General features: G+C 68.8%; 11 protein-coding genes. 7 read left to right on the forward strand and 4 right to left on the reverse strand.

Annotated elements, in window-relative coordinates; all coding sequences use genetic code 11:
• Positions 1-2: 2 nt before the first annotated feature.
• A complete protein-coding gene (locus tag AB0M51_RS28735) occupies positions 3-1679 on the reverse strand; it encodes a glycoside hydrolase family 18 protein (protein WP_344189556.1) in 1677 nt (558 codons plus the stop codon).
• A 416-nt stretch (positions 1680-2095) separates the two neighbouring features.
• Between AB0M51_RS28735 and AB0M51_RS28740 the strand changes: the two genes are divergently transcribed.
• Positions 2096-2881, forward strand: coding sequence for an HAD family hydrolase (locus tag AB0M51_RS28740; RefSeq protein ID WP_344189554.1), 786 nt, complete (start codon positions 2096-2098; stop codon positions 2879-2881).
• Positions 2882-3163: 282 nt separating this feature from the next.
• On the opposite strand, the gene AB0M51_RS28745 is transcribed toward AB0M51_RS28740, so the two are convergent.
• On the reverse strand, positions 3164-3943 hold the full coding sequence (locus AB0M51_RS28745) for a cell filamentation protein Fic (RefSeq protein ID WP_344189552.1): 780 nt from the start codon (positions 3941-3943) through the stop codon (positions 3164-3166).
• Between the two features lie 24 nt (positions 3944-3967).
• On the opposite strand from AB0M51_RS28745, the gene AB0M51_RS28750 reads away from it, so the two are divergent.
• The 4 genes from AB0M51_RS28750 to AB0M51_RS28765 all read left to right on the forward strand — a co-directional run bounded on the left by AB0M51_RS28750 (position 3968) and on the right by AB0M51_RS28765 (position 9839).
• A complete protein-coding gene (locus AB0M51_RS28750; RefSeq protein WP_344189551.1) occupies positions 3968-6016 on the forward strand; it encodes a CDP-glycerol glycerophosphotransferase family protein in 2049 nt (682 codons plus the stop codon).
• 116 nt (positions 6017-6132) lie between these two features.
• A complete protein-coding gene (argS, locus tag AB0M51_RS28755) occupies positions 6133-7788 on the forward strand; it encodes an arginine--tRNA ligase (RefSeq protein WP_344189549.1) in 1656 nt (551 codons plus the stop codon).
• A gap of 10 nt (positions 7789-7798) precedes the next feature.
• Positions 7799-8827 (forward strand): alpha/beta hydrolase-fold protein, encoded by a 1029-nt coding sequence (locus AB0M51_RS28760; protein WP_344189547.1) that lies wholly within the window; start codon positions 7799-7801, stop codon positions 8825-8827.
• A 40-nt stretch (positions 8828-8867) separates the two neighbouring features.
• Positions 8868-9839 carry a GNAT family N-acetyltransferase gene (locus tag AB0M51_RS28765; protein ID WP_344189545.1) on the forward strand — a complete coding sequence of 324 codons (972 nt, stop codon included), beginning with the start codon at positions 8868-8870 and terminating at the stop codon, positions 9837-9839.
• On the opposite strand, the gene AB0M51_RS28770 is transcribed toward AB0M51_RS28765, so the two are convergent.
• Positions 9814-11211: an FAD-binding oxidoreductase gene (locus AB0M51_RS28770; RefSeq protein WP_344189543.1), complete on the reverse strand. Its 1398-nt coding sequence runs from the start codon at positions 11209-11211 to the stop codon at positions 9814-9816. The two genes, AB0M51_RS28765 and AB0M51_RS28770, sit on opposite strands and share 26 nt — an antisense overlap.
• Positions 11212-11322: 111 nt before the next feature.
• On the opposite strand from AB0M51_RS28770, the gene AB0M51_RS28775 reads away from it, so the two are divergent.
• Both AB0M51_RS28775 and AB0M51_RS28780 read left to right on the forward strand, forming a co-directional pair.
• Positions 11323-12516 (forward strand): DUF2786 domain-containing protein, encoded by a 1194-nt coding sequence (locus AB0M51_RS28775; protein ID WP_344189541.1) that lies wholly within the window; start codon positions 11323-11325, stop codon positions 12514-12516.
• On the forward strand, positions 12513-13022 hold the full coding sequence (locus AB0M51_RS28780; protein ID WP_344189539.1) for a dTDP-4-dehydrorhamnose 3,5-epimerase family protein: 510 nt from the start codon (positions 12513-12515) through the stop codon (positions 13020-13022). The genes AB0M51_RS28775 and AB0M51_RS28780 overlap by 4 nt, the downstream gene beginning before the upstream one ends.
• Here the strand turns inward: AB0M51_RS28780 and AB0M51_RS28785 are convergent.
• Positions 12991-13581, reverse strand: coding sequence for a helix-turn-helix domain-containing protein (locus AB0M51_RS28785; protein WP_344189537.1), 591 nt, complete (start codon positions 13579-13581; stop codon positions 12991-12993). The two genes, AB0M51_RS28780 and AB0M51_RS28785, sit on opposite strands and share 32 nt — an antisense overlap.
• Positions 13582-13721: the final 140 nt, after the last annotated feature.

A 13721-nucleotide genomic window follows, 5' to 3' on the forward strand; every position in this document is an offset into this window, starting at 1 on the left:
GATCAGGGCAGACCGTGCACGTGGCCGCCGACCTGGGAGGCGAACTGGTTGCCGTTCGCGGCGTCCCAGTTGGTCGACCAGGTCATCGCCCCACGCAGTGACGGCCACGGGGAGCTCGGCTTGTAGCCGCCGCACCCGGTGCCCTTGGTGAGGCAGTCCAGGGCGTTGTTGACGACCGACGGGTCGACGTACCCGCTGCCGGCTGCCCGGGACGAAGCCGGCAGGCCCAGGCCGACCTGGTCGGGACGCAGGCCGCCCTGCAGCATGATGCAGGCCTGTGCGGTGATGAAGTCCACAGAGCCCTGCGAGTACACCTGACCGTTGCAGCCGTTCATCGAGCCCGAGTTGTAGTACTGCACATTGACGATGGTCAGGATGTCCTTGATCGCGAGCGCGAGCTTGAAGTACTCCGTCGAGGTGCTCTGCATGTCGATCGTCTGCGGCGCCATCGTGATCACCAGCCCGCTGCCGAACTGACTCTGCAGGCTCTTCAGCGCCTGGCCCATGTACTGCGCGTTGACGCCGTTCTCCAGGTCGATGTCGATCCCGTCGAACCCGTACGTCCGCAACACCGAGAGCGCGCTCGAGGCGAAGTTGGCGGCGGCGGTGGAGTCGCCGACCGCGATGCTCCCGTTCTGGCCGCCGACCGACAGGATGACCTTCTTGCCGGCCGCCTGCTTCGCCTTGATGTCCGCCTTGAACTGGTCGACCGTGTACCCGCCCAGCCCGGCACTGTCCAGGTTGAACGTGATGCCGCCTGGCTTGGACGCGTCGGCGTCCGCGAAGGCCACGGCGATCAAGTCGTACGCAGCCGGCACGTCGGAGATCTTCTGCACGGTCGCACCGTTGTTGAAGTTCTGCCAGTAGCCGGTGAGCGCGTGCGCCGGCAGGCTGCTGACGGGTGGGTTGGTACTGCCATCGGACGTCGTGCCCGAGACGGCAGCGCCGTACGGCGAGCAGTTGCCGCTCGGGTCGCAGGCCCGGACCTTGAAGGAGTACGTGGTAGCCGCAGCCAGTCCCGTAGCGGTCCAGCTGGTCACGTTGCCGACGCTCTGCGCAGCCGCGGTTCCCCGTACGACGTCGTAGTGGTCGATCCCGTTCGCGTCGGACGCGGCCGACCAGGTCAGCTGCAGCGAGCTGGACGTCGGACTACCGATGGCCAGACCTCCCGGCGTCGAGGGCGGCGTCGTGTCCGCAGCACCGCCGGGGCCGTCCAGGACGACGTCGTCGACCTGGTACGCCGGGAGCGCGTACCAGCTGTGCACGTAGATCGTGACCGACGTGACGTTGCCGGTGGTGAACGGAACCGTCAGCTGAGACCAGCCTGAGCTGGTCGTCCACGTCGAAGCACCACCGTCCACCCCGAGGTAGACGTTCGACCCCTTGACCCAGGCCGACAAGGTGTACGCCGTATTGGGCTGGACCGCAATCGACTGTGAGCACTGGCCGATGTCGCTCGAGCTCGGCGTCGCCGACAGGGCGTACGAGCCGGAGTGCGGGTCCGACGTGGTGACGACGCCGGCCGGACAGTTCCAGCCGGAGAGCGTGCCGGACTCGAAGCCGGAGTTCGTGACGAGATTGGTGGCCGCGGAGGCGGAACCGGGGACCAGGAAGGCCATGACTACGGCAATCAGGCTGATGACGACCGCTGCCTGGGGGCGGTGTGCAGGCGGTTTCATGCCTTACAACCTGTGACCAGTCAATTACATTGTCAAGACCCTGCATAAAGTGAGAACGCTCCCACGCGCAGAAAAGCGAGGATCTTTACGAGTTCTTGGCTGTCCCGGGAAAGGCGACGGCCCCCGGCGGGGGGGTGACCGGGGGCCGTCTTCGGCCACGGGCTCGGGGGGAGGAGCCGGGGGCCGTTCAGGAGGCGACAGTCTGCCACTGTCAGGGGGTATGTACCCCCCAAGACCAGGCTTCACACATCTCAGTTCGGTTTCGACCGAAATGCTTCACCCAGGCGCTGAACCCACCCGATCGGGTGGTTCCGGCCAGTGTCACTGTCACACTGCTCACCAGTCTAACGGGATACCGGCCCACGCAAAAGCCCGGGTCCCCCGGGCGTTTCGCGAGACTGCTTATCCTCGACTGCATGACGGCTCGAGCGGCGGCATTCTTCGATCTGGACAAGACCATTCTGGCGCGCTCCAGCACCCTGGCCTTCTCCCGGCCGTTCTACGCGGGCGGGCTGATCAACCGCCGGACCGTGCTGCGCAGCGCGTACGCCCAGTTCGTCTACCTGCTCGGCGGCGCGGACCACGACCAGATGGAACGGATGCGCGAGTACATCTCGGCGATGTGCACCGGCTGGGACGTCTCGACCGTGAAGGCGATCGTCGCCGACACCCTGGACCACATCGTCCGGCCGATGATCCACGCCGAGGCGGTCGAGCTGATCGAGGAGCACCACCGGGCCGGCCGGGACGTGGTGATCGTGTCCTCGTCCGGCGCCGAGGTGGTGGAGCCGATCGGCGCGATGCTCGGCGCCGACAAGGTGATCGCCACCCGGATGGTCGTTGCCGACGGCAAGTACACCGGTGAGATCGCCGAGTACGCGTACGGTCCGCACAAGGTGACCGCGATGGAGGCGCTGGCCGCGGCCGAGGGCTACGACCTCGCGACCTCCTACGGGTACTCCGACTCGATCACCGACGAACCGCTGCTGGCCGCCGTCGGGCACCCGTTCGCGGTCAATCCCGACAAGGCCTTGCGGCGGGTCGCGATCGAGCGCGGCTGGCCGATCCTGGAATTCGCCGAGCCGTCGGAGCACACTGGGTTCGAGGGTGTACGACGACCCGCTGTAGCGGCCGGCGTGATCGCCGCGGTGGCCGCGGGAGCACTTCTGATGGCTTCCCGGCGGCGCACCCGGACACGCTGAAAGCTGAAGATAGCTTCATTGTTCTCAACTCCATGAAGACGCCGGATCCCCTTCACAGAAAGGCGTTTCAGGAGTACAAAGGAATCAACAAAGGGCCTTCGGGTCCGGTAGAGATTGCACGACAACCCAGGCACCCACGCGGCGACCAGCCCATCCCAAAGGGGCAGCGCGACCCAGGCATCGTCCTGAGGCGGCAAACCGGTGCACGCATGGTAACCAGGGCGACGTGCCAGCGACGGCGCTCTCCCCGTGAGAGCGCCGCTCGCATGTTCTCGAGGCAGCTCAGGAGGACGTTGCCAGCGGGGAGAGTTCGGCACCTTTTGTCACGACCTCACAGGACCGCAGCAACCAATCACGAACCCCGGTCAGACCTTGCGCTGTGTAGTCGGTGAGACCCGGCGCATAGGTCGCCCGCAACACATAGTGACCAGCCTCGGGTACCGTGACCGCGACCGGGTCGATGCCCCGGGCAACCAACAGGCAGCGCTCGGCAGCCCGGGCAACGAGCCCGTTGGCGGTCGGGAACGGGCGCAGTACGGCGAGTTCGGCGTGCACGATCGCGGCCACCACCAGACCGGGTGCCCTGGTCGGGCGGGTGAGGTTCTGCGCGAGCGCGCTGAGCCGTTCCCACATCTCGTCGGCGGCCGGCGCCGGCGGCAGTCCGGGGATGTCGTCGGGCACGGGTTCCGCACTGGTCCGCAGGTGACCCAACTGGTCCTCTCCGGCCAGATCTGCCGCGGCCAACTGGTGCAGTCTGGTCCAGACCTGCACCGGCGCCTTGTCCACCTGCCGCGCCAGCGCCATCAGCTCGCCGGTCATCCGCACCGCGCCGGAGGCGAGCCCGTCCGCGTCCCCGCGCCGTACCTGGTCCTCGGCCGAGGTGCTGCCGGCCAGCGCGGCCGAGGCGTGCGCGCCGCGCAGCAGCGCCTCGGCCGTCAGGTCCGAGCCGACCCGCCGCAGCCCGCGGTCCCGGAGCAGTACGTCGACCGCGTCCCGGGCCGCCTGCGCCGCAGACCCGACCCCTTCCAGCCCCGCCAACGGCTCGAACACATCAACACTCATACCTTGACCTTAAGATGACCAGGCATGGCCCCCAAGTTCAGCATCGTGGTTCCCTGTCACGCCTCGCGGGCGTGGTTGCGGCCGTGTCTGGACTCGGTGCTCGGGCAGTCGTTCACCGACTTCGAGGTGATCGGGGTGGACGACGCGGCCCCGGACGGGTCGGGGCGGATCCTGGACGAGTACGCCGCGGCGGACCCTCGGGTGCGGGTGCTGCACCTGGATGAGAACGTCGGGCTGGGACCGGCCCGGAACGCCGGGCTGAAGGAGTGCCGCGGCGAGTACGTGCTGTTCCTGGACGCCGACGACACCTACTCGGCGGGCTCGCTGGCGGCGATCGCCGGCCGGATCGACGACACCGACCGCCCGGACATCGTGATGTTCGACTACGAGCGGATCTTCTGGGACGGCCGGGTGCTCGGCAGCCAGCGGCACGACGCGTTCGCGCGCGAGGGCGCCGGTGTGTTCACGGCGGCCGAGCGGCCGATCTTCCTGACCTTCCTCGAGGTCGTCTGGAACAAGGCCTACCGGCGGGCGTTCCTCACCCGGCACGGCTTCGCGTTCACCTCCGGCTTCTACGAGGACGCGCCGTGGACGTACTCGACGATGCTGACCGCCGAGCGGATCGCGACCCTCGACCGGATCGTCGTGCACTACCGGCAGCACCGCACCGGCGGCAACATCCACGCGACCAGTGGCCGCCGGCAGTGGGACATCTTCGACCAGTACGACCGGGTGCACGCGTTCATCCAGTCCGACCCGGAGCTGACCGGCTGGCGGCGGTTCGCGTTCGACCGGTCGCTCGACCACATCCTCGCCGTCCTCGCGAAACCCGAGCGGATCGACCCCGACGACCGGGCCGAGTTCTTCCACGCCGCGCACGCGTTCGCCAGGCGCTGGAAGCCGGAGGGGTACAGCACCGACCGGACGGCGCGCGGGTTCAAGCGCTGGCTGGTGATCCACGACGACTACGCGACCTACTCGACGCTGAAGCTGAGCGCGCGGATGCTGCAGGTCCCGAGCCCGCGGAAGACGGTCGGCAAACTGCTGCGCCGCGGCAGGCTCGACCCGAATCTGGTCGCCTACGGCTCGTACTCCTTCCGGCAGTACGCCGGGAACCCGCGCGCGATCTACCTCAAGGCCGCCGAACTCGCGCCGCACCTGCGCGGCGTCTGGGTCGTCGACGCGGAGCACCTGAGCGCGATCCCGGAGGGCGTCGAGTACGTCGTCGCGGGCTCCCCGGCGTACGAGAAGCTGCTCGGCAGGGCGACGTACTTCGTCAGCAACACGAACTGGCCGAAGGACCTGGAGAAGCGCGAGGGCCAGATCCACCTGCAGACCCAGCACGGTACGCCGTTGACGACGGTGCGGCTGCCGGCCGAGGGCCAGGAGGAGCTGATGCGCGAGGTCGACCGCTGGGACTTCAACCTGTCCTCGAACCGGTACTCCTCGGAGATCTGGGAGCGCACCTACCCGTCGTACTTCGTGGAGCTCGAGTACGGCTACCCGCGCAACGACCGGCTGCTGACCGCGACCCTCGACGAAGTCCGGGCGATCCGGGCCGGCCTCGGGTACGACGACTCGCACCTGGTGATCCTCTACGCACCGTCCGGCGACGGCCTCGACCCCGGCCAACTGGCCCTCGCCGCGGGCCGGAACGCCCGGGTGCTGTTGCCGAGGGCACCGGTCGAGGAGCTGATGCTGGCGGCCGACGTCCTGGTCTCGGACTACTCGTCGATCACCTTCGACTACGCGAACCTCGACCGGCCGATCGTCCTGCACGTGGACGACGAGGACCGGCGGAGCACGTACTTCGACGTCACGGAGTTCCCGCCCGGGGTGGTGGCGCGGTCCGCGGACGAGCTGTTCGCCACCCTCCGCAGCGGTGCGTACTCCGCGCCCGAGGCAGCCAAGCACCGGCACCTGTTCCGGGAGAAGTTCTGCGAGTTCGACGACGGGCACGCGGCCGAGCGGGTGGTCCGGCGGGTGCTGCTGGGCGAGACCGACGTACCGGCGATCGTGCCGCTGGCCGACCGGACTCCGGCGCCGTCGGCGTACTTCGTGCATAATGGCTGACATGTCGATCAGCCTGAAGCCGTCCCACGCCCTTCGCGTGCGCTTCAGCCTGCGACGACGACGCACTGTCTGAACACCTCAGCCTGTTCCAGTCGCGTCTCTCGAAGGACTCTGTCATGTCCGCATTGCTGCCTGTCCTGTCTGCCAGAATCACGTCCGCCGCCGAAGCGGTCTTCGGTACGCCGTACGACCCTGAGCTGCGGTCGGCGACCAAGCCCGAGTTCGGGCACTACCAGACCAACCTCGCGCTCCGGATCGCCAACGAGCTCGAGCAGCCGCCGCGGGAGGTTGCTGCACGTCTCGTCGAGGCCGTGCGGCTGGACGACCTCTGCGAGCAGCCCGCGATCGCCGGGCCCGGTTTCATCAACCTGACGCTGCTCCCGCGGACGCTGGCGAAGGCGGTCAACGAGCCGGAGACGTTCAGCAGCAACGGCCAACGGGTCGTCGTCGACTACTCGCAGCCGAACGTCGCCAAGCAGATGCACGTCGGCCACCTGCGGTCGACGGTGATCGGCGACGCGCTCTGCAACGTACTGGCGTTCGCTGGGTACGACGTGATCCGGCAGAACCACGTCGGCGACTGGGGCACGCAGTACGGGATGATGATCGAGCAGTTGCTCGAGGAGGACATCGCGGCGGAATCCCTTGATCTGGAGGGATTGCAGCATCTGTACGAGCGGAGCCGGAAGCACTTCGATGCCGATGGCAACTTCGCGGACAAGGCCCGGTTGCGGGTGGTCGCCCTGCAGTCCGGCGACCCGGAGACGCGGGCGATGTGGCGGCACATGGTCGACGTGTCGCTGGACGACTTCGACAAGGTCTACGCACTGCTGGGGACGGGCCTGAAGCGGACGGACGTGGTTGGCGAGAGTGCGTACAACGACGACCTGCCGCAGGTAGTGAAGGAGCTGGACGAGCAGGGCCTGCTGACGGAGTCCGAGGGCGCCCTGTGCGCTTTCCTTCCCGGGTTCCAGGGGCGCGACGGCAGTCCGCTGCCGGTGATCGTCCGGAAGTCCGACGGCGGATTCGGCTACAGCGCAACCGATCTGGCCGCCGTACGCCACCGGGTCAACACACTTCACGCGGATCGGATCGTGTACGTCGTCGACCACCGGCAGGCGTTGCACTTCGACATGATCTTCACGCTGGCGAGAACAGCCGGCTGGTTGGACGTACCAGCAGAACACGTGTCTTTCGGCACGGTGCTGGGGCCGAACGGGAAACCCTTCAAAACAAGAGAAGGCGGCACGGTCAAGCTCGTCGACCTGTTGAACAGCGCAGTGGAGAGAGCCGGATCCGTCGACCGGGAGTCAACTGCCCGGGCGGTGGGTATCGGGGCAGTGAAGTACGCCGACCTGTCGAGCGACCGGGGCAACGACTACGTGTTCGACCTGGACCGGATGGTCGCAATGACCGGCAACACCGGGCCGTACCTGCAGTACGCCCACGCCCGGCTGACCAGGCTGCTGTCGAAGGCCGGTCCGGTCACCGAGGTCACCCAGCTGGCAGAGCCTGCCGAGAAACGGCTCGCGCTTCTTCTCACCGGCTTCGCCGGTACGGTCGAGCAGGTCGCCGAGACGCTCCAGCCGCACAGGCTCTGCACCTATCTGTACGACGTCGCGTCCGCCCTCTCGGTCTTCTACGAGCAGTGCCCGGTGCTGAGCAGTGAAGGCGACACCAGAGCAAGCCGGCTCGCCCTCTGCGCGGCAACCCGCAAGGTGTTGCAGGATGGACTCGGCCTGCTGGGGATCGAGGCCCCCGACGCGATGTAGGAGGAACCGCATGCTGCCGTGGTCCGCCGAGTACCGAGGACGCCTGGACCAGACGACGTACACCAGCGAACTGCTGCGCGGGAACCCGCTCGGCGATCCGCACGAGCGGCCGGTGCTGGTCTACACGCCGCCGGGCTACGACGACGAAGACGCACGCTACCCGTCGATCTACGTGACGATGGGCTACACCGGCCACGTCGGCATGTGGTTCAACCGGTCGCCGTTCCGGCAGCCGTACCCGGAGCTGCTGGACGCGATGTTCGCGGAGGAGGGCGCACCGAAGGCGGTCGTGGTGTTCGTGGACTCGTGGACGAAGTACGGCGGCAGCCAGTGCCTCGACTCCCCCGGGACCGGGCAGTACCAGTCGTACCTGTGCGACGAGATCGTGCCGTGGATCGACGCGACGTACCGGACGATCCCGGACCGCGACCACCGCGCGATCACCGGCAAGTCGAGCGGCGGCTACACCGCGATGGTGACGCCGTTGCTGCGGCCGGACGTGTTCGGCGCGCTCGCGACGCACGCGGGTGATGCGCTGTTCGACGTCTGCTACCGGCCGGAGTTCCCGGAGCGGGCGCGGACGCTGCGGGACAAGTACGACGGGAGCTTCGAGAAGTACTTCGAGGCGCTCGAGACCCGCACGGGGCGGACCACGATGGAGGACCTGCACCTGCTGGAGATGTACGGGTACGCGTCGGCGTACTCCGCCGAGCCCGACGGGACCGTCCTGCTGCCGTTCGACGACCTCGGCGCGATCGTCCCCGAGGTGTGGTCGCGGTGGATGTCCTTCGACCCGGTCGAGATGGCGAGGCAGGAGCAGTACGCCGACGCGCTCCGCTCGCTGCGGGCGGTGTGGATCGACGCCGGCCGGCAGGACGAGTACTACCTGGACCTCGGCGCCACGGCGTTCCACCGGGCCGTTCAGCAGGGCGGCGTACCGGACGAGCGAATGCACTTCGAGCTGTTCGAGGGGACGCACGGCGGGATCGAGTACCGGTACCCGATGGCGGTGCGCTGGCTCGCGGAACAACTCCGCTAATTTGCGTGCTCCGGCAGGCCGGACGCCGTACCTTCGACGCATGAACTGGCCGGATGGGATCGCGGCGCGGCCGCTGACACTGGACGACGTCGAGGCGTGGGCGGAGCTGCACGCCGCCAAGGAGCGGGCCGACCAGGAGGGCGAGAACTTCGAGGCCGAGGATCTCGCCGAGGAGCTGCGGCTGCCCGGTCTGGACCTGGCCCGCGACAGCATCGCGCTCTGGGCGGACGGCCGGATGATCGGGTACGGCATCGCTCACGCCCGGGAGTCCGTGGTGGACGTCGACCGGGTGCGCGCCGAGGGCACCGTGCATCCGCAGTGGCGCCGTCGCGGCCTCGGCACCCAGCTGATGCGCTGGCTGATCGGGCGGACCGGCGAGCTGCACCTCGCGACGCATCCGGACGTCCCGGGGTACACCACCGTCGGGGCGGTCAGCACCAACGTCGGCGCGGCCGCCATGATGCGCGACTTCGGTTTCGAGCCGGTGCGGTACTTCTTCGACATGCGCCGCCCGCTCGACCAGCCGGTGCCCGCGGCCCAGTTGCCGCAAGCGCTCCGGCTCAAGCCGTTCGACACCGCTTACGAGGATGCGCTGCGCGAGGCGCACTTCGAGGCCTTCTCGGACCACTGGGGCTGGACCCCGCCGAGTGTGGAGACGTGGAGGTCGCGGAACGTCGGCTCACGGGCGTTCCGCGGCCTCCAGTCGTACGTCGTGATGGACGGCGACACCGTGGCGGCGTACGTGAACTGCTACGAGTACGAGGCCGACACCGAGGTGACGGGCGTCCGCCAGCTGTACATCGGACAGGTCGGAACCCGCCGGGCGTACCGCGGCCGCGGTCTGGCCCGTGCGGCGCTGGCCAAGGTCCTCGCCAAGGGCGCGGAGGCCGGGTACCAGCAGGCCGCACTCGGCGTCGACGCCGAGAACCCGACCGGCGCGCTGGGCCTGTACGAGAAGCTCGGCTTCAGCACCTACCAGAAGTACGTCAACTACCAACTGGCGCTGGCTTGATGTTCTGGTTCCGGTGGAACACGTTGTCCGGGTCGTACTTCCGCTTCACCTCCGCGAGCCGGTCGTACTTCGCGCCGTACGTCGCCCGCAGCCGGGCCTCGTCGGACTCGATCAGGCCGTTGACGTAGCTGCCGATGTTGGTCGAATGCGGTTGCAGCGCATCCCAGACGCTCCGCACCCAGGCACGCTCCGCGGCCAGGCCTTCCAGGGTCGGCGTGGTCGCGATGGCGAACAGCGCGTAGCACTCGGTCCGCCGGCCGCCGAACGCGGTCGCGTCGTCGGCGGTCTCCAGGTAGCCCTGGTCCAGGTGGTACGCCATCAGCACCGAGCTCGGTGAGGTCCGTCGTGGGAAGTGCTCGGTGATCACGTCGATCGCCCCGTCGGACAGCGTCTCGAGGTACGACCCCTTCTCGTAGTGATACGTCCCCCACGCGTTCGCCTCGTCGAGCAGCCGCTGTACGGCGACGTACGGCATCGGCGTGCTGAACTCGAACAGCGGTGGCGACGATCCGCGCAGCGCCTCGACCGCCTCGGCGTGCTGCTCGGCCGACCCGAAGCCGACGACGACCAGCCCGTACCCGGGCTTGAAGTGGTGCTCCGCCGGCACGAACGGGGCCGGCGGCGCGTTCACGCAGGCGATCACGACGTTCACCTCGCGCGGCAGCGCCGGGATCACCTCGCGCGCATGCCGGAGCATCGTCGCGCCGTCCTCCCAGAACATCAGGCCGTACTGGACGATCGGACCCGCCTCGTGCAGCCGGAACTCGAACTCGGTGACCACGCCGAAGTTGCCGCCCGCGCCGCGGACCGCCCAGAACAGGTCGGCGTTCTCGTCCGCCGCGGCGCGCCGGAGGCTGCCGTCCGCGGTGACGATCCGGACCGATTCCACGTTGTCGAGGCTGAGCCCGTGCATCCGGGTCAGCAGCCCCATGCCGCCGCCCAGCGTCAGTCCGCCGACGCCGGTGTGGCTGACGATGCCGGCCGGTACCGCCAGGCCGTGCTCCTGGGCGGCCGCGTCGAGGTCGCCGAGCAGCGCACCGCCGCCCACCCGCGCCCGCCGGACGACCGGGTCCACCGAGACCTGGTTCAGCAGGCTCAGGTCGATCATCAGGCCGCCGTCGACCGACGCCATGCCCGAAGTGTGGTGGGCGCCGCCGCGGACCGCGATCTCCAGTCCGCCGGCGACCGCGTACCGGACGGCGGCCTGGACGTCCGCGGCCGACCGTACCCGGGCGATCACCGCCGGCTGCCGGACGTGCTCCGCGTTCCAGACCCGGCGGGCCTCGTCGTAGCCCTCGTCGCCCGGCAGCAGTACCGGCCCCTCCATGGTCGAGCGCAGTGCGTCGACCCCAATTTCCGCAAGCTGGGACATTGCTCCCCCTCCCCTGGGTTCCTGCTGTCAGGATTCAGAGCCCGGGAGTTGTCCACAAGGGATCGTGATCCCGGTTGAGCGGGAAACACTCGCGGTGTCAGACTCTGCGGCGTGAGTGACGAGGAAGTGCTGCGACTGCTACCGATCGCGGCGGCGAGCGTCGCCCGGCGTGACGACCGGGCCGATGCGCAGCTGGCGCGGCTCGGGGCGTACGACGAGCGCGACCGGGCGCTGGTGGATCGTTGCCTGCACGCGTTTCTCGCCAGTCTGGTCCGCGCGGCGTGGGAGCGCGGCTGGGCACCCGCCGACGTCGTGCAGTACGGCCGTCGCGAGCTGGATGCCGGGATCGAGCCGCTGCTGCTCGCCGCGATCTCCGCGGAGCACCAGGCGTACGGCGTGGACACGATCGACCCCCGTTGGCTCGACCAGCTCACCGACGTCGGTGTCACCCAGCCCTTCGCGCCGCTGGACCTCACGTCCTGGGCCGCCGACGCCCGCGTCGGCCGGTACCTCCTGCTGCATCACGCGTTGTCCCTCGCCGGATTCCTGCAGACGCTCCCGATCATGGCCCGGCTGTTCCCGTTGCCCGGTACGCCGGCCCGCGCCGGACGCAGCACCGCCGTGCCGGCGAACGGGAAGATGCTCGCGCGGATCCGGGCGCTGCTCGCGAAGGCCGAGGCGACCGAGTTCCCGGACGAGGCGGAGGCGCTGTCGGGCAAGGCACAGGAGCTGATGGCGAAGTTCTCCCTGGACAGTGCGCTGGTGGAGGCGGAGCAGGAGCTCCCGGACGACTCGGCGGCCCGCCGGTTGTGGGTGGACACGCCGTACGTGTCGGCGAAGGCACAGCTCGTCGGCGCGGTCGCGGCCGCGAACCGGTGCCGTACGGTCGTGATCGACTCGCTGGCCGTGGTCACGGTCGTCGGCGCCGAGCTGGATCTGCAGCACACCGAAATTCTCAGTACATCCCTACTGGTGCAGGCGAATCGCGCGATGCTTGCCGCAGGCAAGCAGGCCGGACGGACCCGATCGTTCCGGCAGTCCTTCCTGATGGCGTACGCGATGCGGATCGGCGAGCGGCTGCAGGCGACCGCGTCCGCCGCGGAAGCCGCCGTACCGGAGACCGACGCGCAGCGGTTGCTGCCGGCGTTGAGTCAACGCGAGGAGCGGGTGGAGGCGTTGTTCACCAGACTGTTCCCGAACACGACGACCCGGCGGACCCGGATCACCAACGGCGCCGGCTGGGAGGCCGGGCTGACTGCCGCGGATCAGGCCAAGCTCGACGCCCGCCGGCAGGTGCGCCGATGAGGGTGCACGAGACGTCGATCGACGGCGTACTGCGGATCGAGCTGGAGCTCCAGCCGAACCCGGACGGCTGGTTCAAGGAGAACTTCCACCGCGGGAAGCTCGCCGAGCTCGGGATGGACGTCGTCCAGCACAACGTCGCGCACTTCGAGGAGGCCGGGATCGTCCGCGGGATCCACGCCGAGCCGTGGGACAAGTACCTGTCGCCGACCTCCGGCCGGGTGTTCGCCGCGATCGTCGAACTGCGTCCCGTTCCGGCGTTCGGCCGGGTGGAGGCGTTCGAGCTCGGTACGGCGGACGCGCTCTACGTGCCGCGCGGCGTGGGCAACTCGTTCTGCACGCTGGCGCCGCACACGACGTACAACTTCCTGGTGAACGAGCACTGGTCGCCGGAGCGGGTCGCGGTCGACCTGTTCGACCCGGAGCTCGCGATCGCGTGGCCGGACCTGCCGCTCAAGTACACCGAGCGGGACGCCGCTAACCCTGCACTGGCTGCGCTGCGGGCCTGAGTCCGCACAACACGATGTCCAGCAGGCGGTGCGCCTGCTCCGGCTCGGTGTCGCGCCCCATGTTGATACTCCCGACCAGCCGCAGGATGTCCCCCAGCTCGAGCTCCGGCCGGACCTCACCGGCCGCTTTCGCTCGCTCCAGCAGGAGTTTGCCGGCCTCCTGCACCCTCGTCTTACAGACTTGGAAGAACGGCGACTCTTTCCCCAAGGCAACCGTCAGCTCCTGGGCAAGAGTGCCCTTGGACAGGCCGTACCCGAGAAAACTGCGCAGCCAGGCCTCCAGCGCCTCGAACGGCTCGAGTTCCTTGTCGAAGTCGTACGCGCGGTCCACGACCGACTGGATCTCGTCGACGTAGACCGCCTCCAGCAGGGCGGTCCGGTTCGGGAAGCGGCGGTAGAGGGTGCCGATCCCGACGCCGGCCCGGCGGGCGATCTCCTCCAGCGAGGTGTCGGTGCCGTGCTCGGCGAACGTGTCCCGGGCGGCCGTCACCAGGCGGTCGTAGTTCCGGGCCGCGTCCGCGCGGGTCGGCCGCGTACAAGGCAGTGGTTCCGGCGCCATCCAGCCTCCTCCCGAGGTCCGCCAACAAACAGTACTTGATTGCTTTGCTCCGCAAATGGCTTGCAAAGCGGAGGATGCCTCCGTATCGTATCCGGAGGAAGTCTCCGCTTTTCTCACAACTGTAGCCCCTCAGGGGTAAG

The sequence above is a fragment of the Kribbella sp. NPDC051137 genome (assembly GCF_040682535.1).
Classification (GTDB): domain Bacteria; phylum Actinomycetota; class Actinomycetes; order Propionibacteriales; family Kribbellaceae; genus Kribbella; species Kribbella karoonensis.